Source organism: Streptomyces sp. RFCAC02 (genome assembly GCF_004193175.1).
Classification (GTDB): domain Bacteria; phylum Actinomycetota; class Actinomycetes; order Streptomycetales; family Streptomycetaceae; genus Streptomyces.
Genome location: NZ_SAUH01000001.1, coordinates 2,792,501 through 2,815,401 on the forward strand (window position 1 = coordinate 2,792,501; position 22,901 = coordinate 2,815,401).

The 22,901-nt window shown below is 74.6% G+C and carries 16 protein-coding genes, 2 pseudogenes and 1 riboswitch (1 of these 19 cut by a window edge); of the genes and pseudogenes, 9 read left to right on the forward strand and 9 right to left on the reverse strand.

The genetic code is table 11. The features are described 5' to 3' along the window. Together EMA09_RS12975 and EMA09_RS12980 are read right to left on the reverse strand one after the other, a co-directional pair. A protein-coding gene (locus EMA09_RS12975; protein ID WP_129841217.1) for a SpoIIE family protein phosphatase crosses the window boundary here: on the reverse strand, positions 1-488 show its start. It extends 1,162 nt beyond the left edge of the window; 488 of the gene's 1,650 nt are visible here — the first part of the coding sequence; the start codon lies at positions 486-488; its stop codon lies beyond the left edge, outside the window. Positions 489-584: 96 nt separating this feature from the next. Further along, positions 585-1,969: pseudogene (locus tag EMA09_RS12980) on the reverse strand (NAD(P)/FAD-dependent oxidoreductase). Between the two features lie 230 nt (positions 1,970-2,199). Between EMA09_RS12980 and EMA09_RS12985 the strand changes: the two are divergent. Then, positions 2,200-2,841: a helix-turn-helix domain-containing protein gene (locus EMA09_RS12985; protein ID WP_240796370.1), complete on the forward strand. Its 642-nt coding sequence runs from the start codon at positions 2,200-2,202 to the stop codon at positions 2,839-2,841. 153 nt (positions 2,842-2,994) lie between these two features. After that, positions 2,995-4,776 (forward strand): sigma-70 family RNA polymerase sigma factor, encoded by a 1,782-nt coding sequence (locus tag EMA09_RS12990; RefSeq protein WP_129841219.1) that lies wholly within the window; start codon positions 2,995-2,997, stop codon positions 4,774-4,776. Between the two features lie 135 nt (positions 4,777-4,911). Here EMA09_RS12990 and EMA09_RS12995 read toward each other — a convergent pair whose 3' ends face one another. After that, positions 4,912-6,999: an asparagine synthase-related protein gene (locus EMA09_RS12995; RefSeq protein WP_129841220.1), complete on the reverse strand. Its 2,088-nt coding sequence runs from the start codon at positions 6,997-6,999 to the stop codon at positions 4,912-4,914. Positions 7,000-7,644: 645 nt separating this feature from the next. Between EMA09_RS12995 and EMA09_RS13000 the strand changes: the two genes are divergently transcribed. After that, complete coding sequence (locus EMA09_RS13000; RefSeq protein WP_129841221.1) at positions 7,645-9,054, forward strand: MFS transporter; 1,410 nt, start codon at positions 7,645-7,647, stop codon at positions 9,052-9,054. Positions 9,055-9,129: 75 nt separating this feature from the next. On the opposite strand, the gene EMA09_RS13005 is transcribed toward EMA09_RS13000, so the two are convergent. Continuing rightward, positions 9,130-10,626, reverse strand: a complete 1,497-nt coding sequence (locus EMA09_RS13005) for a PQQ-binding-like beta-propeller repeat protein (protein WP_129841222.1) — start codon at positions 10,624-10,626, stop codon at positions 9,130-9,132. Between the two features lie 232 nt (positions 10,627-10,858). On the opposite strand from EMA09_RS13005, the gene trmB reads away from it, so the two are divergent. Together trmB and EMA09_RS13015 are read left to right on the forward strand one after the other, a co-directional pair. Further along, positions 10,859-11,584: a tRNA (guanosine(46)-N7)-methyltransferase TrmB gene (trmB, locus tag EMA09_RS13010; RefSeq protein WP_129844004.1), complete on the forward strand. Its 726-nt coding sequence runs from the start codon at positions 10,859-10,861 to the stop codon at positions 11,582-11,584. A gap of 94 nt (positions 11,585-11,678) precedes the next feature. Continuing rightward, positions 11,679-12,983 (forward strand): PrsW family intramembrane metalloprotease, encoded by a 1,305-nt coding sequence (locus EMA09_RS13015; protein WP_129841223.1) that lies wholly within the window; start codon positions 11,679-11,681, stop codon positions 12,981-12,983. Here EMA09_RS13015 and EMA09_RS13020 read toward each other — a convergent pair. From EMA09_RS13020 to EMA09_RS13035, 4 genes and pseudogenes are all read right to left on the reverse strand, one after another. Beyond that, positions 12,865-14,052, reverse strand: coding sequence for a hypothetical protein (locus EMA09_RS13020; RefSeq protein ID WP_129841224.1), 1,188 nt, complete (start codon positions 14,050-14,052; stop codon positions 12,865-12,867). The genes EMA09_RS13015 and EMA09_RS13020 overlap by 119 nt on opposite strands. A 108-nt stretch (positions 14,053-14,160) precedes the next feature. Further along, the gene (locus EMA09_RS13025; RefSeq protein WP_168220720.1) at positions 14,161-15,261 is read right to left on the reverse strand and encodes a DUF3578 domain-containing protein; all 1,101 of its coding nucleotides are present in this window, start codon (positions 15,259-15,261) and stop codon (positions 14,161-14,163) included. A 58-nt stretch (positions 15,262-15,319) separates the two neighbouring features. Then, a pseudogene (locus EMA09_RS13030) lies at positions 15,320-16,266 on the reverse strand (aldo/keto reductase). Positions 16,267-16,419: 153 nt separating this feature from the next. Beyond that, complete coding sequence (locus EMA09_RS13035; protein WP_240796371.1) at positions 16,420-17,586, reverse strand: M23 family metallopeptidase; 1,167 nt, start codon at positions 17,584-17,586, stop codon at positions 16,420-16,422. 11 nt (positions 17,587-17,597) lie between these two features. Then, a riboswitch (cyclic di-AMP (ydaO/yuaA leader) is annotated at positions 17,598-17,766 on the reverse strand. A gap of 293 nt (positions 17,767-18,059) precedes the next feature. Here EMA09_RS13035 and EMA09_RS13040 point away from each other — a divergent pair. Both EMA09_RS13040 and EMA09_RS13045 read left to right on the forward strand, forming a co-directional pair. Further along, positions 18,060-18,440, forward strand: a complete 381-nt coding sequence (locus EMA09_RS13040; RefSeq protein WP_240796372.1) for a metalloregulator ArsR/SmtB family transcription factor — start codon at positions 18,060-18,062, stop codon at positions 18,438-18,440. Further along, positions 18,440-19,357, forward strand: a complete 918-nt coding sequence (locus EMA09_RS13045; RefSeq protein WP_129841226.1) for a cation diffusion facilitator family transporter — start codon at positions 18,440-18,442, stop codon at positions 19,355-19,357. Before EMA09_RS13040 ends, EMA09_RS13045 begins: the two co-directional genes overlap by 1 nt. Before the next feature lie 62 nt (positions 19,358-19,419). On the opposite strand, the gene EMA09_RS13050 is transcribed toward EMA09_RS13045, so the two are convergent. After that, positions 19,420-20,145 (reverse strand): transglycosylase SLT domain-containing protein, encoded by a 726-nt coding sequence (locus tag EMA09_RS13050; protein ID WP_129841227.1) that lies wholly within the window; start codon positions 20,143-20,145, stop codon positions 19,420-19,422. Positions 20,146-20,423: 278 nt separating this feature from the next. On the opposite strand from EMA09_RS13050, the gene EMA09_RS13055 reads away from it, so the two are divergent. Continuing rightward, on the forward strand, positions 20,424-21,104 hold the full coding sequence (locus EMA09_RS13055; protein ID WP_129841228.1) for an ATP-binding cassette domain-containing protein: 681 nt from the start codon (positions 20,424-20,426) through the stop codon (positions 21,102-21,104). Continuing rightward, on the forward strand, positions 21,101-22,717 hold the full coding sequence (locus EMA09_RS13060; protein ID WP_129841229.1) for a hypothetical protein: 1,617 nt from the start codon (positions 21,101-21,103) through the stop codon (positions 22,715-22,717). The genes EMA09_RS13055 and EMA09_RS13060 overlap by 4 nt, the downstream gene beginning before the upstream one ends. Positions 22,718-22,901 lie beyond the last annotated feature (184 nt).

Below are 22,901 nucleotides of genomic sequence, written 5' to 3' on the forward strand. Positions count from 1 at the left end.
GTGACGTCGGCGGCGAAGACGAGGACCCCGCGGTGCGGGGTGCGCACACCGGGGACGGACAGCCGTACGGGCGTGCACGTGAAGGTGAAGTGGCTGTCGCGGGTGTGACCCGGGACCCTGCGGGACTTCAGCGTGCGGGGGGTGCCACTGCGCTGCACCTGGTCCATGAGGGGGAGGAGGCCCAGTTCGGCCAGCTCGGGGAGTGTCTCGCCGGCCGGGGCGCCGGGGGCGCGGGGGCCGAAGAGCGAGGCGTAGGCGTCGTTCACGTAGGCGACGCGGTGCTCCGGGCCGTGGACGACGGCGACGGGGGCCGGGACCTGGCCGAGCAGTTCGTGGACCGCGTGGGCGTCCACACCGGGGCCGCCCGCGGGGCGCGGGGCCTGCGGCTCGGTACGGGCCGCGGGTACGCCGGCGGCGTCGGGTCCGGCGGAGGCGGCGTGGCGCCGCTGCGTTCCGGGCAGCCGGAGTCCCCAGCGCGTGAAATTCACAGCTTCCGTTCCGATTCGTTCCGCGTCGTCCTGTGGTGCTGGTCAGTGGTTCCCCGCCGGCCGGCGGCCCGTCCATGGTCACACGGCGGGGCGCCGTCAGGCGTCCTCGGGGTCGCGGGGGGTGCGGGCCGCGAGCTCGAATCCGGCCCGCGGGTGTTCCAGCGAGCCGAGGGAGACGATCTCACGTCTGAACAATCCCGCAAGGGTCCATTCGGCGAGGACGCGCGCCTTCCGGTTGCCCGTCGGCATGCGCAGGAGGTGGTAGACGCGGTGGACGAGCCAGGCGGCGCGGCCCGTCAGGCGGCGGCCACGGACCCGCGCGATGCCCCGGTGCAGCCCGAGCGATGCGACGGCTCCCGTCTGCCGGTGGCGGTAGTCGGCGGTGGGGCCGCCGGTGAGGACGGCGGCGATGTTGTCGGCGAGGCGGCGGGCCTGGTGGACGGCGTGCTGGGCGTTGGGGGCGCAGCGCGTTCCGGGATCGGGGGCGGTCGGATCGGGCACGGCGGCGGCGTCGCCGGCGGCCCAGACGTGCGGGGTGTCCTCGACGCGGAGGTCGGGGGCGCAGCGGACGCGGCCCTCGTCGTCCAGGGGGACACCGAAGGAGGCGAGGACGGGGTGGGGGCGTACGCCGGCCGTCCACACGATGGTGCGGGTGGGATGGCGGGTGCCGTCGCTGAGGACGGCGGTGCGGCCCGTGCAGGATTCGAGGCGGGTGGTGAGGCGTACGTCGACGTTGCGGCGGCGCAGCTCGCGCAGGGCGTGGGCGCCCATGTCGGGACCGGCCTCGGGGAGGACTCGGTCGGTGGCCTCGACGAGGAGCCACTTCTGCTCGTCGGGGCGGAGGGAGGGGTAGGAGCGGCAGGCGTGGCGGGCCATGTCCTCGAGTTCGGCGAGTGCTTCGACGCCCGCGTAGCCGGCGCCGACGACGAGGAAGGTGAGGGCGGCGTCGCGGACGGCGGTGTCGCGGGTGGACGCGGCGATGTCGAGCTGTTCGAGGACGTGGTTGCGCAGGCCGATGGCCTCCTCGACGGTGCGGAAGCCGATGCCGTTCTCGGCGAGGCCGGGGATGGGGAGGGCGCGGGTGATGGAACCGGGGGCGAGGACGAGTTCGTCGTAGGGCAGGACATGGGGGGCGTCCGCCGGGGGTTCGCCGCCGGGGCGGGTGGCGGTGTGGCGGGGAGCCGGGGGTCGGACGGTCACCGTGCGGCGTTCGGTGTCCACGGCGGTGGCCTCCCCGCGAGGACTCGGCAGCGGGCGAGGAGACGGCGCAGGGGGACGACGACGTGGCGGGGGGAGAGGGAGCCGGCGGCGGCCTCGGGGAGGAGCGGCTGGTACGTCATGTACGGCCGCGGGCTGACGACGGTGATCGTGACGTCGCCGCGTCTGAGGTGGGGGCGCAGCCTGCGCTGGAGGCGGTGGGCCGTGGAGAGGCCGACATGACCGCCGCCGATCACCACGATGTGCGCGGGTCGCTTCGTCACCCGTCCATGAGGCACCCGGGGGCGTGGTTTTGTCCACAGGGTGTGCGCGGCGTGGTCCGTTCGGGGGCGTGGCGCGGGGGGCGGGGCGGGGCTTTCGGGTGCTGGGTGTCAGTGGGCTCAACTAGGTTGCCTGCTAGCGGAACAGGAAGGGCGGCGCGGGCCGCCGGCGTCATGGGGGATCGGGGGGATCGGTTGTGGGGGCAGTCGGGAAGGCGGACGGGTGGGGTGATGTGTCCGGTGAGGCGGAGCCGGCCCGGGGGGTCCGGGAGGACGGGGGGCCGCTGCGGGTCGACGCGCAGCGGAATCTGCGGCATGTGCTGAGCGCGGCGCGCGATGTGTTCGGGGAGCTGGGGTACGGCGCCCCGATGGAGGAGGTCGCGCGGCGGGCGAGGGTCGGTGTCGGGACGGTGTACCGGCGCTTCCCGAACAAGGAGGCGCTCGTGCGGTACATCGCGGCCGAGGAGACCGAGCGTCTGACGGCCAGGGCGCGGGAGGCGCTGGCGGCGGCGGACGAGCCGTGGAGCGCGCTGGAGGAGTTCGTGCAGCACTCGGCCGCGGGGGGCGCGGGGCGGTTGCTGCCGCCGGAGCTGCTGTCGGCCGGTGTGCCGGAGGCGGTCGCGGCCGGCGGGGCGGACGTGGTGGGCGTTCCGCAGCAGCGGGGCGCGGGGACGAGTGAGCTGCTCTCGGCCGTCGGCCAGCTCGTGGAGCGGACGCGTGCGGCGGGCCAGTTGCGGGCGGATGTGACGGTGGCGGACCTGATGCTGGTCATAGCCGCGTCGCCGCCGCGGGTCGCTGACCCGGTGCGGCAGTCGGCGGCGGAGGAGCGGCTGTTGCGGATCCTGCTGCGGGGGCTGCGGGCGAACGGTCGCTGAGCGGCGCGGTGATGAGCCCGCGCGGGAGCGGCCGCGCGGGCGTTCGCCGTGGAATCCCCCCGGAAGAGTGGTCTCCCTCGCGGTATGGCGTGCACGGGTGGGTGTGCGTGTCACCCTGACCGCTGCTGGCAGACATGACGGGGGCGGCGGGGCATGGGCGTTGAGGGGAAGGGCGGCGGTTCCACCGTGCCGCGGCAGCGTCGGGAGCACGAGGCGGCCGGTCCCGGGGACCTCGCACTCGTCGAACGGATGCGTTCGGGCGACATGGGGGCGTACGACGAGCTGTACCGGCGCCATGCGGCGTCCGTGCGCCGGTACGCGCGGACGTGCTGCCGGGACGCCGACACGGCCGACGACCTGACGAACGAGGTGTTCACGGCGACGCTGCAGGCCGTGCGGGGCGGGGCGGGGCCGCGTGCTTCGGTGCGGGCGTACCTGCTCGCGTCGGTGCGGCGGGTCGCGGCGGACTGGGCGCGTACGGCGCGGCGTGAGCAGTTGGTCGAGGACTTCGCGGTGTTCGCGGTGGAGGCGGAGGCCGGCCGCGCGGTGGGGGGCGCGGCGACCGCGGGGGCGGACGTGCGGGCGATGCGGGAGGCCGACGCGTCGATGGCGGTGCGGGCGTTCCGCAGCCTTCCGGAGCGGTGGCAGACGGTGCTGTGGCACACGGCCGTCGAGGAGGCGTCGCCGCGCGACGTCGCGCCGCTGCTCGGGCTGACGCCGAACGCGACGGCGGTGCTGGCGCACCGGGCGCGGGAGGGGCTGCGGCAGGCGTTCCTGCAGGAGCACGTGGGCCGTTCGGCGCGGGCGGGCGGTGAGTGCGCGCGGTACGCGGCGCGGCTCGGGGCGTACGCGCGCGGCGGGTTGCGGGCGCGGGCGGAGCGGGGGCTGCGCCGGCACCTGGAGGAGTGCGTGGACTGCGCGACGGCCGCGCGCGAGGTGCGGCTGCTGAACGCGGAGCTGGGCGCGCTGCTGCCGGTGGCGTTCATCGGGTGGTTCGCCGCGGGGTCGCAGGCCGGTGCCGCGGCCTGGCTCGGGGCGGCCGGGGGCGGTACGGCCGCGGCTGCCGGAAGTGCCGCGGCCGCCGCGGGGGGCGGCTCCGGCGGGGGCGGTGCCGGGGCGCTCCAGGGGATCGGCGGGGCGATGAAGGCGGGGATCGCCTCCGGGGTGGTGGCGACCGCGCTGGCCGCCGCCCTGGCGTTCGCGCTCGCGGGGCAGCGGGGGCCGGACGAGGCCGCGCGGCCCGAGTCGCTGCCGTCGGCGCCGGCGCTTCCGGACCGGCCGGAGCCGGCGGACCCCGCGCCGCCGGACCGGCCGGCCGAGGAGCCCGGGCCGTCCCGGACCCGTGAACCGGCGGAGGAGACGGCCGCGCCGGAGCCTACCGAGCCGCCGGAACACACCCCCGACGCGCCCCCGGCGCCCCGGCCGGACGAGGAGACGACACAGCCTGCCGCCCCCGACCCGTCCCCGTCGCCCACTCCCCCGCCGCCCGCGCCCGGGCCGACGCCGTACGAGCTGCGTGCCCTCGCGTACGACCTCACGGGCGACGGTGACGCGCCGACCGTGCGCGTCGCGGGCAGCACGCCCGTGTGGCGGCGGTCGGACGGGCTGTCGATCGGCGGCACGGCGTACGCGCACGGGGTCTCCGTCGGCGCGGCGTCCTCGGTGACGATCGACCTGAACCGGCCCTGCGCCGTCTTCCGCGCGGTGGCCGGCCTGGACGACCGGACGGTCGGGCTCGGGGCGGCCGAGTTCGCGGTGTACGGGGACGGCGTGGAGCTGTGGCGCTCGCCGGTGCTCGCCGCCGGTGCCCCGGGGGCGCCGGTCGAGGTGCCGCTCGACGGGGTGGCGGAGATGCGGCTCACCGTGCGTCCGCACGGGCTGCTCGGCCTGCTGGCGCCCGCGGCGTGGGCGGAGAGCGTCATCGAATGCGGCTGACACGGCGGGCCGCCGGCGCCGAGTCGCAGGGACGGCCGGTACGCGGGGCACGGCCGCCTGGTGTCGTCAGACATGTCCGAGTCGGAACGGCGTTCCGGGACCGGGGCCACGGGCGCCCCGCGTGGGGGCGGGGGCTCAGGGGCTGACGCCGCTCGTCACCGCGCGGGGGTCGCGGTGGCCCTCGGCGGTCCAGCAGGAGCCGCGGCGTGCGAGGAGGCGGCGGAGCCACACCTCGGTCGAGACGAGCTCGGCGAGGCCGTCGAGCGGGAGGCGCTCGCCCTCGGCGGCCGCGCGCAGGGCCTTGCGGACGACACGGGCCTCGATCAGGCCGGCGTCCGCGAGCAGGGGGGCGTCGAAGAGGTCGACCAGGGTGCCGATGTGGGCGTGCAGGCCGAGCCGTGCGGCCTCGCCGTGGGTCGCGGCCTGGGTCGTCGCGCCCCAGCCGGGCGGCAGGGCGCGGACGCCCGCGCCCTCCAGGACGGCGCGCAGCACATCGGCGCGCGCCCCCGGCTGGACGCGGAGCGACTCGGGCAGCGCCTGCGAGGCGCGGACCACCTGATTGTCGTAGAAGGGGGCGTGCAGCCGCTGGTGGCGGACCTCGGCGGCCTGCTCCAGGACGCGGTGGTCGGCGGCGCTGCGGGCCAGGGCGGCGCGGGCGCGGCGGACACCGGGCCGGCCCGTGCCGGCGGCCGAGCGCGGCCGCGCCGCCACCGCTTCGAGCCGAATCGATACTTCCGCCAGTGCCTCCCCCGTCAGCCACCGGGCGGCCGGCCCCGGGCGGCACCAGGCGAGCGCGGCGAGGGAGGCGCCGAGCGCGCCGTCGTGCGTCGCGTCGGTGAACGGGTCGGCGGCCACCGGTGTGCGCAGGGCGACGGCCGCGCCGGTGAGGCCGTCCGGGTACGGGGTTCGGGCGAGGCGCCGCGCGGCGCGGTAGATCGTGAGCGGCACCGTGACGGAACGGCTCCCGCCGCCCGTCGCGCGCGCGAGGGCCGTGACGGGCCGTACGAGGGAACGGCGGCGGCGGTCGATGAGGAGGTCGGCGAGGCGGGCCGGGTGGGCGTCGAGGACATGGCGCGCGCCGCTGCCGACGAAGTGGTCCGCGCTGCCGGCGAGGAGGCGCAGGCGGTGGCGGGACGCGGTGACGAGGGCGGGGCCCGGTTCGTCGGTGAGGGGACCGGTGTCGAGGCCGGCCCAGGGCAGGGCCTCCTCGCCGCCCGTGACGACGACGTGGTGGAGGCGGGGGCTCTCGGCGATGGCGCGGGCGCGTTCGAGTTCGGCGGCGCGGGCGGCGGCGCCCGGCGTCCCGGCGGCGGGGGCGGTGAGGTCGTTGAAGGTGACGGCGAGCAGGCGTTCGCCGGCCTGGGTGGCGCCGGTGCCGAAGACCGTGCCGGGCATGCCGGGCAGGCCGGCGGCGAGCAGGGCGAGGGTGGCGGACGCGCTGCCGCCGGACAGGTCGGCGCCGACGCCGGGCGCGGGCTCGGCGTGCCGGCCGCCGCGGTCGGCCGGTCCCATGCCGGGCACCGGGCCGCCGTCGGTGGCGGGGGCGTGCCGGGGGGCGGCGAGGCGGCTGCGGACGGCCTCGACCAGGGCGTCGCGCACGCCGGCGACGGCGACCTCCCGTTCGGTGGGCGGTGCGGCGACGACCATGGGGACGGCCGGCTCGTAGTCGACGATGTCGCGGACGCCGCCTTCACGGAGCATCAGGGCGTGGCCCGGCGGCACGCGGCGGACACCGCGGTACGGGGTGCCGTCGCCGGTGGCCTCGGGCGCCTCGGGCGCGGCCAGCAACGCGGCGAGGTGCGGTACGTCGAGCTGGGCCTCGGTGAGGTCGGCGAGGGGCAGGGCGGCCGTCGCGTAGGCGGAGCCGCCGGCCCAGTCGGTGTGGAAGACGGGGCGGACGCCGGCGAGGTCGGCCGGGACGACGGTGCGGCGGCCGAACCGGGCGACGGCGGTGTAACTGCCGGGCCAGAGCGTGAGCTGGCGGAGTGCGCCGGCGCGCGCGGAGACGAGAGAGCGCCGCAGGGTGGCGTCGTCGGCGCCGCAGTGGCCGAAGACGGCGAGGTGCGTGTCGCCGTCGGCCTGGACGAGACGGATCTCGTCGGGGCGCCAGTCGCCGACCGCCCAGAGGGGGTCGGGGCCGTTCCACAGCAGATGGGCGCCCAGCGGCTGGATGTCACGGGCGGCGCCGGCCGTGGCTCCGCACCAGCCGACCAACCATCGCATCGCCGCCTCCCCCGGTGAGTTGGGCGCTCCGGTCACTCCCGGGAACGTACGCGGGGGTCCGTGGACCGTCCGCGGGCGTGGGGCCGTCGCGCAGGTGCCTGCGCCCATGCTGCCATGCGGCGAACGCGAACGGGGCACGGCGGTGGGGTCCTTCGCACCGCGTGGCGGACGGACGGGGGCGCGCGACGGTGCGCGCGACGGGCTGCGCGCGCCCCGGTGGGGGCGGGCGATTTTCGGCCAAAGTGTGACCGGTGCGCGCCGATCGGCACCCTGCCGGGCGACGCCGCGGTTCAGGGCCCGGGAGACGCCGACCGCCTCCCGGGCCGGTCCGCCACCCGCGGGGAATGGGGCGGCGGCAACCCCCGGCCCGCCGGTTCCGTGAGGGCAGCGGGCCGACCCACGCGGTGCCCATGGAAGCGCCGCCTCCCGCGGCCGGACAGAGCGCACGGCCGGGCGCACGGCCACATAGCCGGAGCACGTTCCCTGGACGGGGCAGCGCTCGCACGCCCGTACGGTCATAAACACGCCAACCGGGATTCACCCCCTTAACGGTCAGGAGGCGCCGAACTACGCTGGGTTGGCGGAGGTACGGAGAGGCCCCGCACTGGTCGTGGGGCCGCCGTTGGGTGTGTCAGGGGTGCGCGCATGTCCAGAGAACAACGCGGGCCGAACGAGAAGCTGGGCGCGGTTCTCGCCCTTGCGGGAATCAGCAACGCCGGTCTCGCCCGCCGGGTCAACGATCTGGGCGCGCAGCGGGGGTTGACGCTGCGCTACGACAAGACCTCCGTCGCCCGCTGGGTGACCAAGGGAATGGTGCCGCAGGGGTCGGCGCCGCATCTCATAGCCGCGGCCATCAGCGGCAAGCTGGGCCGGCCCGTCCCGCTGCACGAGATCGGGCTCGCCGACACCGATCCGGCGCCCGAGGTGGGCCTGTCGTTCCCGCGCGACATCGCGGGCGCGGTGGACGCGGCGACGGAGCTGTACCGGCTGGACGTCGCGCCGGGCAAGGGCATCTGGCAGTCGCTGGCCGGATCGTTCGCCGTCAGCGCGTACGCGGGGCCCGTGTCGCGGTGGCTCATCAGCCAGGCGGACGCGTCGGTGGCGCGCGAGGCGCCGCGGCCCACCGAGGGGGCGGCCGGACGCGTGGGCCACTCCGACGTCGCCAAGCTGCGGGAGGCGGCCGAGGAGGCGCGCCGCTGGGACTCCAAGTACGGCGGCGGGGACTGGCGTTCGTCCATGGTCCCGGAGTGCCTGCGGACGGATGCCGCGCCGCTCCTCCAGGGCAGCTACTCGGACGAGGTGGGGCGGCAGCTCTTCCGCGCGACCGCCGAACTGACGCGCCTCGCGGGCTGGATGGCGTTCGACACCGGGCAGCAGGAGGCCGCGCAGCGGTACTACATCCAGGCACTGCGGCTGGCGCGGGCGGCGGCGGACGCGCCGCTCGGCGGGTACGTGCTGGCGTCCATGTCGCTGCAGGCGACGTACCGGGGGTTCGCCGAGGAGGGGGTCGACCTCGCGCAGGCCGCGCTGGAGCGCAACCGTTCCCTCGCCACCGCCCGGACCATGAGTTTCTTCCACCTGGTCGAGGCGCGCGCGCTGGCGAAGGCGCACGACGCGCAGGGCTGCGGGCAGGCGCTGGCGGCGGCCGAGAGCTTCCTGGAGCGGTCCCGCGACACCGACGACGACCCGAGCTGGCTCGACTTCTACCAGCACGACCGGCTCGCCGCCGACGCCGCCGAGTGCTACATCGACCTCAAGGTCCCGGGGCAGGTGCGGCGGTTCACCGAGCAGGCGCTGTCCGAGCCGACGGAGGAGTTCGTGCGCTCGCACGGGCTGCGGCTCGTGGTGGCGGCCGTCGCCGAGCTGGAGTCGGGCAACCTGGACAAGGCGTGCGCGGTCGGGGCGCGGGCCGTGGAGGTAGCCGGGCGCATATCGTCGGCGCGCACCACGGACTACGTACGGGACCTGCTGCACCGTCTCGCGCCGTACGGGCACGAGCCGCTGGTGCGGCAGTTGCAGGAGCAGGCTCGCGTGCTCCTCGCTTCTCCGGCATGACCTCGCACATGACAGCGGCACGAGCGGCCGATCGGCGGGGGGCCGACGGCGGCGGCTGACCGCGCCGGGGGCGTCCTAGCGTTCGAACGCGCTGAGGCTGAGGGCGGGGCCCTCGTCCGTCTCGACGGTCGACAGCAGGTAGAGCTGGTACTCGTCGCGGGCCATGTACTGACGGTCGCCGACGCGGTGGGCCGGGAGTTCGACGACCGGGCCAGGACGGGGGGTGCCGTCCGCCGGGTCGACGGTGGCGAGCCACAGCGCGTCGCCCTGCACGCTGCCGGTGAGGAGGCCGCCGTTCGCGTCCGTGCCGAAGAACTGGGGGGCGTCGTCGAGCGCGGTCTCCCACAGCACGGTGCCCGAGTCCAGCCCGTAGCCGGTGACCGGCAGGGTGCCGTCGTCCGCCGTCTCCCCCGTACCTCCGCCGCCGAGCACGCACAGGATCTCGCCGGCGGCCACGGGGCGGCGGTCCGGACGGGGCATGCGCCACGCCTCCTCGCCCGTCTCCGCGTAGACGACGAGTTCGTCGTCCTGGCGGAGGATGACGGGGTCGCCGGCGAGGAGGGCGGAGAAGGTGAGGGTGGAGCCGTCGGCGGCCGGGTGGGTCCACTCCAGCTCGCCGGTGTCGGCGGTGTAGGCGTTGAGGAGGAGGTCGCCGGCGGTTTCCGTGCCGGTCGCGGTCCCGGTGCCGCCGTCGGTGCCGGCGGGGTCGGTGCCCGGGTCGCCCTCGGTGTCGCGCCCGGTGCCGGCGTCGGCGGGGACGCAGCGGACGAGTTCGACGACGCGGGAGCCGGCGTGGCCCACGGCCTCGGTCCTGGCCTGTGCGCCCTCCGCGCAGGGGGCCTGGTCCGGCGGCGGTGTCGGGAGCGGCAGTTCGGTGCCGGCGGCGGCGTCGAACCGGTGGAAGCCGGCGACCGTGCCCTCGGCGTCCAGGTTCACGGTGATGGTCTGCTCGCCCGCGGTCAGGGTGACGGCGGCCGGGTCGACCGGGGTGGCCGGCTGCTCGTCCGAGCCGGTGCCCGTGTCCGTGTCCGGCGCGTCCTCGCCGTCCGTGTCGGTGAGGTCCTTCCACCAGGGGAGCGTGCCGGTGTCGGTGTCGAGGGCGGCGAGGAGCGCGCAGTCGCCTTCCTCGGTGGTGTAGAGAACGGCGCCCACGCCGGAGTCGTTGACGCCGTCGGAGGCGGCGCAGGGCCGGCCGGCTCCCGGGGGCGGCGGCACGGACCACAGCTCGGCGCCGTCGATCGTGCCGTACGCGGTGACGCCCGCCGGGGAGACGAGGGTGATCGCGCGCTCCGACAGCCACAGGCGGGTGGCGGGATCGGCGGTGCCCGCCGGGTCGGCGGTGACGTCCGCGTCCTCGCCGAGGGCGACGGCCGGGGCGTCCCAGACGCGGGCCAGGGCCTCGGGGGGCGCGTTGGCGGTCTCGGTGGGGCGGGTGTCCGCGACTTCCTCGAGGGACTCGGCGGCGGTGCCGTCCTGGCGGCTGAACACGACGACGAACACCGTCAGCAGCCCGAACAGGAGTACCCCCACTGTGGCCACCAGGCCGATCCGGCCCTCGGCGTCGTCCGCCATTCCCCCGGCTCCCTGCCTCTCCCGTCTCCGTGCAGATGCACGTCATATCATCCGACGACCATACGTGTCGTATCGGTTCCGCCCCGCGGGACCCGCTCATGACGGTACGTCAGCGGCGCACGACGGCGCGTACGGCCGCGCCCGGCGCGTACGGGGCGTGCGGGGGCGCGACCGTACAATCGGGCGCATTGTGACCGACCAGACCCCCGAGCCGCCGCGCCGGGCCGGCGCGATGTTCCCGCCGGGCACCGGCCCCGCCGCCGACCCGGCCGGGGACCGCTTCGACCGCCGCATCCGCAGTTTCCAGCCGCGCCGCAGCCGCGTCACCGCCGCCCAGCGCGACGCGCTGCTGCGCCTGTGGCCGCGCTGGGGCATCGAGGTCGACGGGCGGCGGGTCCTCGACCTCGACGCCCTGTTCGACGGCGCGCCGGTCGTCCTGGAGATCGGCTTCGGCATGGGCGAGGCGACCGCGGAGATGGCCGCCGCTAACCCCGGCACCGGCCTGCTCGCCTGCGACGTCCACACCCCCGGCCAGGGCAACCTGCTCCGCCTCGCCGAGGAGCGCGGGCTCACGAACGTGCGCGTCGCCAACGGTGACGCCGTCATCCTCCTGCGCGAGATGCTGCCCCCGCGCGCGCTCGCCGGGGTGCGCGTCTTCTTCCCCGACCCGTGGCCGAAGTCGCGGCACCACAAACGGCGCATCATCCGCCCCGACTTCACCGAGCTCGCCGCCTCCCGCATGGCCCCCGGCGCCCTGCTGCACTGCGCGACCGACTGGGAACCGTACGCCGAACGCATGCTGGAAGTGCTGACCGACAGCCCGTCGTTCGAGAACACCGCCCCGGACGGCGGCTGGGCCCCGCCGCGCGCGGCCGGGCGCGTGCCGACCCGTTTCGAACGGCAGGGGCTGGCCAAGGGGCACGTCGTGCGCGACCTCGTCTTCCGCCGGCTGCCCTGACCCGCGCGGCGCGCGCCGGGCGCGACGGGCGGCGCGCGGCCGGTTCCGTGCGCGGTCTGTCGACGGCGCGCGAGCAGACCGTAGAGTCGGCCGCGTGCCCCACGCGCGTCCCCCGCTCCCCTCTCCCCCGCCCTCGTCCGCGGTGCTGCTCGGGCTCGCGCTCGCGCTGTGCGCCGTGATCGTCGCCCTGGTGATCCGGCACGAGGCGGGGGCGGAGGGATTCCTGTCCGGGGTGGGTCTGGCGACGCTGCCGCTGCCGTTCATCGCCCTGGTCTTCACGCGGCTTGACGCGGTCGCGCCCAAACCGCGCGGCACCCTCGCGTTCGCCTTCGCGTGGGGCGCGTGCGCGGCGACGTTCCTCACGCTCATCGCCAACGGCGTGCTGCTGCGCTGGCTGACCGGCGCCTCGGCGACCGTCGCGCCGGCGCACGACGACATGCTCTACCTCACGGTGGGCGCGCCCCTGGTGGAGGAGGCGGGCAAGGCGGCGGTGGTCGTCGCGCTGTTCCGGTACCGGCCGCTGGCGTTCCACGGCGTCCTGGCCGGGCTGGTGACCGCCGGGGTGTCGGCCACCGGCTTCGCCTTCACGGAGAACGTGCTGTACCTCGGCAGCGCCGTCACGCAGGACCGGCTCGCGGGCACGACCGGCGGCCCGGACTCGGCCGCGGTGGTGACGTTCTTCGTGCGCATCCTCGTCGCGCCGTTCGCGCACCCCGTGTTCACGGCGCTGACGGGGGCGGCCATCGGGCTGGCGAGCACCCTGCCCGCCGGCGACCGGTCGCGGTGGCGGCTCGGCGTACCGCTGGCGGGCTTCGCCGCCGCGTTCGGGCTGCACGCCGTGTGGAACGCGTCGACGGCCCTGTCGTTCTTCGGCTTCGCCGGTGTCTACACGCTCGTGATGCTGCCGGTGTTCGCGCTGCTGAGCCGCCTCGCGGTGCGGGAGCGCCGGCGCCAGCTGCGGACCGTCCGCCGCACGCTCCCCCTGTACGAGGAGGCCGGGTGGTTGCGCGCGGGCGAGGCAGCGGCGCTCGGCTCGATGCGCGAGCGGGCGCGCAAGCGGCGCGCGGCCCGCAGACGCGCCGGTGCAGCGGGCGCGCGCGCCGTCGCGGCGTACCAGACCGCGGCGGCCGAGCTGGCGCTGCTGCGCGAGCGCGCCGACCGGGGCACCGCCGGCGACACCTTCCCCGCCGCGGAACGCGCCCTGCTCGACCGCCTGTGGCTGCTCGGCGACCGGGGTGGTCGCGGGCCGCGGCCGGAGGACGGCGGGGCCGGGGGGCGGGTCAGCGCAGCGAGGTCAGGAGGCCGTCCGTCCGCCGGGCGTGCGCGCGTATCCACTGCGCCTCCTCGGGGCGCAGTTGCCCCGGCAGGCCGAAGCCGACCAGGTCGACGCGCTCGCTGACGTCGAGGAAATCGAGCAGCCGCGCGACCGTGAACGCCGTGCTCGCGTCCACGGCCCACCGGGACTCGCCCATGAGCGCCGGGTCGCGGACGGGGCGTGCGAGCGTGCGGTCCCCGACGTACTGCTGCGCGCCGGGCACGAGCCGCTCCCGTACCGCCGTGCGCCACTCGGACGGCTTGTCGGCGAGGACCAGGCGCGTCGTGACGGTCCTGCGCCACCCGGGGCCGTCGCTGCGGTGCGAGACGGCGTGGACGTCGGCGCGTTTCCCGGTGCCCTCGGGGTGCGTGCGGAACGAGTCGAGGCGCACGACCACGTCGTACCGGTCGATCTCGGCCCCGAGCCCGCCGGCCGCGACACCCTCGCCGTTCGCCACGACGACGACGCTGCGACCCTCGACCTGGCCCCGGAAGTCGCCGACTCCTATGGGCGCGCCGCCGCCGAGCAGCGGATCGTCCATCCGGCCGTCGGTGGCGAGCCTGCTGTAGGTGCCGAACGCCTCGGCCAGCAGGCGCGTGCCGGGGTCGGCCGCGCCGGTCTCCGCGAGGCGGCGTTCCATCTCGGCGGTGAGGGCGGCCCGCACGTCGGCGGCCGGCCGCTCGCGCAGCAGCGCGTCCGGCACGACGGCGTCGGCCGCGGTGAGCGCGGCGCGCTTCTCCCGCAGCAGCGCGACGCGGCGGGCGATGTCCTCGGTCCCGCCACCGGCGAGGTCTTGGTACCGCTCGTACGCCTCGACGGCCTCGGTCTCCCGCCCGTCCGCCTCCAGCGCGCCCCCGCGGAGCCGCCACGCCCCCTTGGACCGGCTGCGCAGGGCGACGGCGGAATCGGCGACACGCCGCGCGAGCCGCACCTCCCCGGCGTCGAGGGCGCACTGCCCGGCCCGCAGCAGGGCGTCGAAGGCTCGCTCGGCGGACGGCTCATGGGCGGAGTGCTCGACGACCAGCGCACCGATCGCGGCGACGAGCGCCGCATCCCGGCCACCACCGGCCACATACGCGGCACACTCACGGACACACGGGGTGAACAGATCCTCAGCACGCGCGACACTGCCGGGCCGCAGCCTGAACTTCATACCCCCGACCCTGCACGACGAACGACGCACAACAGGGTGCCCCACATGACACGAAGACACCACCGAGGTGAACATCTTCTAGCGGCGCCGGTCTCCTGAAGGGCTCGCTCACGGGTATAGAGGCTGCGGATCGACGATGTCCCACTTCTCAGTCGACCGTGAGCCCAGCCAACCGCCTGTGGTCTTCCAGACGGAGCCGATCCCGAGATGTTCTAGATAGGAGGAGTAAATACCTATCTCGTCCGTGAAAAGAGCGACCAGTCGCGGTTCTCTCCTCTCGTCCCGAATAAAGTGTCGATACTCCAGCAACTGCGCCACCGCTTCACGGACCGCAACGGTAACATTGCCCTCCCTGATGACCTTCGCTTCAATCAGCCAACTATCGAACTCCCTCTTCAAGATTAGATCACGCGGATGAACTTTCTCGGTTATCGGCGTGAATCCACGCAGGTAAACGTAGGAGCCAAATTCGCGTATGAGGGCCTCATGCCGACGCTTTTTACGGAGAGTCCGTTCCGCGATGCGAGCGAGGTAATCCGCGTCATTTTTCGGCTTGAAGTAATTCATAGTCCCGGGAGCACCCCACCCGCGATTCGGCGTCGGATCGCGTCGAGTAGGCGATGCTTCCCCCGGTTCGTGTACCGCAGGGCCAATCTCGACACGCGAAGCCGAATCAAGTAGATCGACTGCGGCCCACAAATCCGCCGCCAAGGTCTTCTCAGTGGGTAGATCAGCCAGGTCATAACGCTTGGCGGCGACACTAGCCGCCTCATAGGCACGCAGCCGCCAATCCTGCGGGCGCGACTGCAAAACGAGCTGGGAATCCCACCCCTCTAGAGCCTCTCCGAGAATTCCTCGCTGGATCGCAAGCGCGTTCTCCCGAAGCTGCCGCTGCAACCTAACCCCCCTTTTAAGGGTCTTCTCCAGGCCTTCCACTCCCTGCTGAAGCGACAGTGTCACCGCGCTAAGGTCCGGACTGAAGAGGTAAGCTAGGTAGAGTCCTTGACTAGAGCTATTTGAGATGTCTGGGTTGAACACTCCAACCCAGGGAGACAAAGCAGCCGCCCCATTGCCACCGAAACCCGCCGCACGTACGCCAGCCGGAAGAGGAAGCGGCATATCCGATATGGAGCGCAGAAGGTCTTGCGCATATATGCCCTTCTTCGTTCCAGCGGTCCTGTCATAGGACCGTGCTATGTCGCTCAGCACCTGACCGAGGGCAGTGCGAGTAGTCGAGTTCGCCATGACTCAGCCACCTTTCGTAGCTTCACTGGCGCGACGAGGCGTTGGCCAGGGTTGTGGACTCGTCGGGGGTCAGGGTGATCGTGGTTGACTCCAGGAGTGCCTGGAGCTGTTCTGGTGTGCGCGCGCTCGCGATCGGTGAGGTGATCGTCGGTTGGGTCCGCAGCCATGCCAGTGCGATCGCTGTCGGCGTTGCTCCGTGAGCGGTCGCGATGTCGTCGAGGGCGGCCAGGACGCGGCGGCCCCGTTCCGTCGCCAGGTGTCCGGCCGCGCGGGAGGAGCGGGCGCTGCTCACGTGGTGTCGGGGCGGTATTTGCCGGTGAGGAAGCCGGATGCCAGGGCCGAGTACGGCAGAGCCGCCAGACCGTGGTCGGCTGCTGTGGCCGCGAGATCACCTTCGTACGTCTCGCGCGAGACCAGGTTGTAGCGCGGCTGGATCGCCACATAGCGGGCCATGCGCTCCTGGGACGCGAAGTCCAGTGACGCCCGCAGCCGCGTGGCGGAGATATTGGAGGCGCCAAGGGCACGGACCTTGCCCTCGCGCACGAGGGCGTCGAGTGCTGTGACGATCTCCGGGACCTCAACCGACTCGTCGTCGGAGTGCGTGTAATAGAGGTCGATGTGGTCCGTGCCGAGACGGCGCAGAGACGCCTCGGCTGCGCGTTTGACCGTGGACGCGGACAGACCGCGGAAGTCCGGGTGACTGCCGACTTTCGTCGCGATCAGAACATCGTCGCGCCGGCCGCGGCGTGCGAGCCAACGGCCGATCAGGGTCTCCGACTCACCGCCCGAATTGCCGTCAGCCCAGGCGGAGTAGACATCAGCGGTGTCCACGATGTTGCCGCCGGCGTCCGCGTAGGCATCAAGGACAGCGAACGACTCCGACTCGTCCGCCGTCCAGCCGAACACGTTCCCGCCCAGACAGAGGGGGAAGACCTGGAGATCACCGACGGGACGCAGAGCAACGGTCATGCCGCCACCCTAGAACCCGAGACCGAGAGATCATACGACCGGCAGACGATCAGTTGATTCGGTACGGCGGGGTCGTCTTGCACACGCCTTCAGCGGAGGCATCGGGTGCCCGCAGCAGGGCACCCGAGCACTCATCGGCGCGTCGTGTCCTCGTCAGACGGAGAGGCCCAGGTTGCGCAGCCAGGTCAGGGGGTCGATCGGGTCGCCGCCGTCGGGGCGGACTTCCACGTGGAGGTGGGGGCCCGTCGAGTTTCCGGTGGAGCCCACCAGGCCGATCTGGTCGCCCGTGGTGAGGGACTGGCCGGCCGACACGCTCATCGAGGACAGGTGGCAGTACCAGAGCTCGGTGCCGTCCTCCAGCTCGACGATCACGCGGTAGCCGTAGGAGCCGGCCCAGGCGGCTTCCTGGACGGTGCCCGTGTGGATGTTCTTCACGGGGGTACCGGTGGAGGCGGCGAAGTCCTGGCCGGTGTGGTTGGAGGCCCACATCGTGCCGGACTGGCCGAAGCCGGAGCTGAGGCGGTAGTCGGAGAGGGGGAGGGTGTAGCTGGCGGCGAGTTCGCGCAGACGCCGCTCCTCCTCCTCGCGCTCCCTGGCTTCCTCCGCGGCCTGGCGTTCCGCCTCGGCGGTGGCGGCGGCCTCCTCGGCGGCGGCCTCGCGGGCCGCGTCGAGGGCGGCCGCGGCCGTGCGCGTGTCGACGGCCGTCTCCTGCTGATCGGCCTGCTGGAGGATACGGGCGCGCAGCGCGGCACCGGCGTCCTCGCGGGCCTGCTCGGCCGCGGCCTCGTCCGCCGCCTCATCGGCGGCGGAGTCGGCGCCCGGGTCGGGCAGCATGTCGCCGACGACGGGGATCGCGCGGAGCTGGTCGGCCGCCGCGTCCACGCCGGGGACGGCGGCCGCGCCGTCGTCGTTCGCCGAGGCCATGCCGCCGGCGCCGACCGCGGCGATGACGCCGACGCCGAGAACGGCCCGGCTGCGGGCGATCGTGCCGCCGCCCTTGCGCGCCACACGGTGCCGGCCGCGGAGCGGGAGGAGCGTCTCCTCGCTCGGGTTCCACTCGGTGCGGGGCTCGTCGTCGGTGGCGAGGGGGCCGAAGTACGCCGGGGCATCGGCCGTGTCGGCGATGTCGGTCGGGTGCGCCGGGGGGAGGTCGGGGTGGCTGCCGTAGGTGCCGTACGAGCCGCCGAAGGCGCTGTGCTGGTGGGCGATGCCGTGCGTGCCGTGCGCCGGGCGGACGGCCGTGTCGTGCAGATCGTACGGATCGAGGAGGTGCGCCCCGGGGCGGGTGTCCTCGACGGAGGCATGCCGGTTCGACGCCACGGAGGCGTTCTCCTTTCCTTCCCCTCGCCTACCGGGTTAGCTGACGGGTTCGGAGCAGGAAGGTCTCCTACGGGCGGCCGACGGCGGTGGCCTGCGGCTGTCCGATTCACCCCAGGTGGTTGGTTCCCCGGTTCCTTCGAGTGCAGTTGTTCCGCACGCCGGATTCGGCGACGCAGCACGGTGCCGCCCTCGCGACGGCACTGACGACCGCGCTGCGTTATCGAACGTTAATAGACGGAGGCGTGTGATTCCAAGCCTTCGCGGCAAGCAACCGGGAAAACCCGCCGGGCAATTCGGCGCGCATCACGGCCAACCGGGGCATCCCGGCGGGGGGATGTGCCGCATCTCGCATTCTGACGGTGTGTCAGTCGTTATGCGGAGCGCGCCCCCGCGGGCACGAGCGGTGACGACAAGGGGAACGGTTGTCGTCACCGCCTTTGACAGCGGCTCCCGGGCGGCCCCACTCTTCACATGTGAACATCTCTTCAGACGTCGTGGACGGCGAGCGGGTCAGGGCCGTCGCCGCGCGCATGCCGTCCGCGCGGGACATCGCCGACACGGCGGACGTGTTCGGTCTGATGGCCGACCCGGGCCGGCTCCGGTTGCTGGTCGCCCTCCGGGACGGCGAGCTGTGCGTCCGCGACCTCGCCGCCGTCACCGGGCTGAGCGAGTCCGCGACCTCCCACGCCCTGCGGCTGCTGCGCGCCCACCGCGTCGTCGCCGCGCGCAGGGCGGGCCGGGTCGCGTTCTACCGGCTGGACGACACGCATGTCGCGACGCTGCTCGACCTCGCCGTCGAGCACATCGGGCACGCCGCTCCCGACAGTTGCGACGGGCACGGGGAGCACGGCTGATGGGGCACGGACACGACCACGGCGCCGCCGCGCTCTCCGCGAGCGGGCGGCACCGGTGGCGGCTCGCGGTGGCCTGCGCGCTGATCGCCGCGTTCTTCCTGGTGGAGCTCGCGGCGGGCCTCGCCGCCGGCTCGCTGTCCCTGCTGTCCGACGCGGGCCACATGGCCGCCGACGTCGTGACCCTGGGTGCAGCCCTGGTCGCGACCCGCATCGCGGCCCGGCCGGACGCGACGGGACGCCGTACGTACGGCTCCTACCGCGCCGAGGTCTTCGCGTCCGGGCTCGCGGTGCTGCTGATGTGCGGGGTGGCCGTGTACATCGTGGCGCAGGCGATCGGGCGCATCGGCGACGGCGGTGACGCCGGGGTGGACAGCGGGCCGATGCTCGTGGTGGGCGCCGTGGGCCTCGCCGTGAACGTCGCCGCGCTCGTGCTGCTGCGGGCCGGGGCCGCGGAGAGCCTGAACGTGCGGGGCGCGTACCTGGAGGTCGTGGCCGACACCGCGGGGTCCGTCGGGGTGCTGGTCGCGGGCTGGCTGGTGGCGGCCACGGGGCACGCCGCGTGGGACACGGCGGTCGCGGTGGCGATCGGCTGCTTCGTGGTCGTCCGCGCCCTGATGCTGGGGCGGCAGGTCCTGGCGGTGCTGGCGCAGCACGCCCCGGAGGGCATGGACCTGGACGCGGTGACGGAGGACCTCGCGGGGATCGAGGGCGTCACGGATGTGCACGATCTGCACCTGTGGACGCTGACCTCGGGGATGCCGGTCGCGACGGCGCACCTGGTGGCGCGGGAGCAGGCGGACACCCACGCCGTGCTCGACCGCGCGCGGGACGTCCTGCGGCACCGGCACGGGGTGGCGCACGCGACGCTGCAGGTCGAGCCGGCCGGGCACCGGGGGTGCGACGAGCTGGGGTGGTGATCCCGGACATGCGGGTGCGGGCCGGGGTGGCCGGCCCGCGTGGGGTGGTGCTGGGGGGGTGGTCAGTATGCGCTGTTGACGTTGTCCATGGAGCCGTAGCGGTCGGCGGCGTAGTTGCAGGCGGCGGCGATGTTGGCGACGGGGTCGTAGATGTTCTCGCTGGTGCCGTCGACGTGGTACTGCTCGAAGGTGGGGTCGATGACCTGGAGGAGGCCCTTGGAGGGGATGTTCTCGTGGGCGTTGGTGTCCCACATGTTGATGGTGAGGGGGTCGCCGCTGGACTCGCGCATGAGGTTGCTGTAGATGCCGTCGTAGGTGCCGGGGATGTCGTTCTTCTTCATGACGTCGAGGGCTTCGTTGATCCAGTCCTCGATGTCGTCCTGGGAGGCGGGCTCGGGGGAGGGCTGGTCGGTGCGGTCGATGGTGACGAGGGTGCCGTCGTCGGTGTAGTGGGCGCCGCGGCCGACGGTGCCGACGTCCGCGCTGGAGGCGGTGTCCTCGACGGTCTTGCTGTCGGCCGTCTTGCTGTCGGCCGTCTTGGTGTCGGTCGTCTTGGTGTCGGCGGTCTTGGTGTCGGCGGTGTGGGGCTTGGCGGGGGTGGTGGTGTCGGTGGTGTCGGTGGGGGTGAAGGCGGTGGCGGTGGTCTGCTCCGCGACGCGCTCGACGGTGGGGGAGTCGTTCTGGGCGGCCTGGGCGGTGCCGGGGATGAGGGAGACGGCCGCGGCCGCGGTGCCGGCGGTCAGGACGCCGGCGAGGGTGAGCTTGCGGGGGGTGGTGTTCGCGGTCATGGGACGCACCTCGTTCCAGATCGGGACATACCTGGTGGTTCCGGACGATCGCCATGGTGGGAGGCGGCTCCCGGAGGCGGCAACGAGGTGACCTACGAGCGGGACCCGAAGACCGGCACGGGCCATCCGGCCCCCACACCCCGCCCCCGCACCACCCCCACCGGCCCCCGCCTACGATCGACACCCGTAGGTGACCGGCGCCATATGCCGCGCCTCACACCCCACCCCCCGGAGTTCAGCACCATGCACTCGGTTCATTACACAGAGCCACAGTTTTCATGACTATCCGCGACGACACCGGAACACACAGTCACCGAGGTGCGCTGCTGAGTCTGGCCGGAGTCAGCCGGGTCCGCGGGGAGCGCCAGGTGCTCGCCCCCTTCGACCTCGACGTGGCCCCCGGGGAGTGCGTGGCGCTGCTGGGCCGCAACGGATCGGGCAAGTCCACGCTGCTCCGCATCGCCGCGGGACGGGACCGGCCCACGACGGGCAGCGTCACGTTCGACGGCGGCCCCATGGACGAGAACGACCCCCGGGTCCGCGCGCGGGTCGCCGTCGCGGGCGATGCTCTCGCCTGCTACCCCGACCTCACCGTGCGGCAGCACCTGGAGCTGGTCGCCACCGGCCACGGCGTGCCGGACGCGGAACTGCGCGTCACCGAGGCCCTGGCCGCGCACGGGCTCACCAGCCGCGCCGACGCCCTGCCGACGGAGCTGTCCTCGGGGCAGCTCCAGGAGACCCTGCTCGCCGCCGCGCTCCTGCGCCCCGCCGACCTGCTGCTCCTGGACGAGCCCGAGGCCCGTCTCGACCCGGCCGCGCGGGAACGGCTGGCCGCCGCCCTCACGGACCGCGTCGCCTCGGGTACGGCCCTGCTGCTCGTCACGCACCACCGCCCGCTCGCCGCCGCCCTGGCCGACCGGACATTCGTCCTCACCGACGGCGTCCCCGCCGCATCGTGACGGGCTCGGCGCCGCCCGACATACGCCCGTGGCTGCGCGCCCGGCGCGGCGCGGCACGCCGCCGCAGGGCCGGGTACACGGCGTACGTGACCGTGATGGTGCTGGGCGGCTGGTACGGGTTGTACGGCGCCGGGCTGGTGGCGCAGATCGACCGGGGCGGCCCGTTCGCCGACCACGCCGCGCAGATCGGCGCCGCACTCCCGTGGGCGGCCCCCGCCCTGGCGCTCGCCGCGGTCTGCGTCCCTCTGGCCGACGCGCTGTGGCGCGGCCCGGTGACCATGCCGCGGGCCGACGCGGACTGGCTGCTGCCCCTGCCCGTTCCCCGCGGTCCCCTGGTACGTCCCTGGTTTCTGCTGTCGCTGGGACTGAACGCCCTGGCCGCGCTGCTGGCCGGGCTCGCTGTGGCCCTGGTCCTGGGTGCCTCCCGGCTGGCCGGGCTCGGCCTTCTTGTCCTCGCCTGGGTGCCGGCCGCCGTCTGCCTCGCCCTGCTCTCCACGGCGGGGGCGCTGGCCGTACAGCGCTTCCCCTACGTAGCGGGGGCTGTACGCCTGCTACTGGGACCGGCCCTGCTGTGCGCGCTGCTCCTCGGCACGGCGGCGGTGCAGAGCTTCGGCGTTTCCGGGGCACCGGGGAACGACGTCCTCCTGCCCGGCGCGCTCCGTACCGCCGTCCTGTGGTCCGGTCCCTGGGGGTGGGCGGCACAGCCGGGTCTGGCCGCCACGGGCTTCCACGCCCCCGCCTGGCCCCTCGCGGCAGTGCTGCTGGTCTGCTGCACCGGAGCCGTGCTGCTGCCCATGACACGTGCCGTGGAACGCGTACCGGCGTCCGTGCTGCGGGCGCGTTCCCGTGCGGCCGGGCAGGCGGTCGCCGGGCTCCTGTCGCTGGACCTGCGGGCGGCGCGCACGGCCGTGGCGGACGGGGTGGGGAGTACCGGTACCCACGTACCGCGCGTGCTGCGGCGTCTGCGCCCGCCTCGTGTGCTGTGGGCGGCCGTGCTGTGGCGGGACGTGGTGGGGCTGGCGTCGCGCCCACGGCGGGTCGTGACGGCCTGGATGCTGCTCGCGGGGGTGTTCGTCACGGCGGGGGCGGGGCAGGGATTCCTGGCCGCTGTCGCGGGGTTTCTGGGCGCCATGGGGGCCGGGGTCCTGCTGGAGCCGGCCCGTCTCGACGCGGCGGACCCGGCACGGGCGCGACTGTGGTGGCCCCGTTCACGCTCCGCCCTCGCGGCGCTGCACGCCGTGGTGCCGGTGCTCGTGCTGCTGCTTCCGGGGCTCCCGGTGGCCGCTCTGCTCGCGCCGGCCACGGACGTGCCGGTGCTCGTGCTCGTCCTCGGCGCGGTGCCGGTGATGGTGGCGGGCGCGCTGGTGGCGGCGTACCGGCCGCCGACTCCCCCGTGGCTGCTGCTGCGCAGCATGATGGGCGCGGCCGGCACCGTGACGCTGCTGGTCTGGCGCATGGCGGGGCAGCTCGTCGCGGCGGGTGGACTGGCCCTGGTGCTCACGCCGTACCTGACCGGGGACGGCGGCGCGGCCTTCGGCGCGCTCGCGCGGTGCTGGCCGCTCGCGGCCGTTCTGCTGGTGTGGGCGGCGCGCGGGGCGAGAACGGTGGACTGAGCCGGGCCGGCGTGAGGCCGCGGTCGATGGCGTCGGTGTGCTCCCGCGGCCGGGCGATCTCCCGGTGCGGCCAGGCCTCGGGGCCGGCGACGCGTCCGGCGCACGGTGTTCGGCCGGCAGCCCGTGGAGGTCGGGGAACGCGCGCGGGAGCGGCCGTCCGGCCCACGGCGATCCCGGCGCCGAG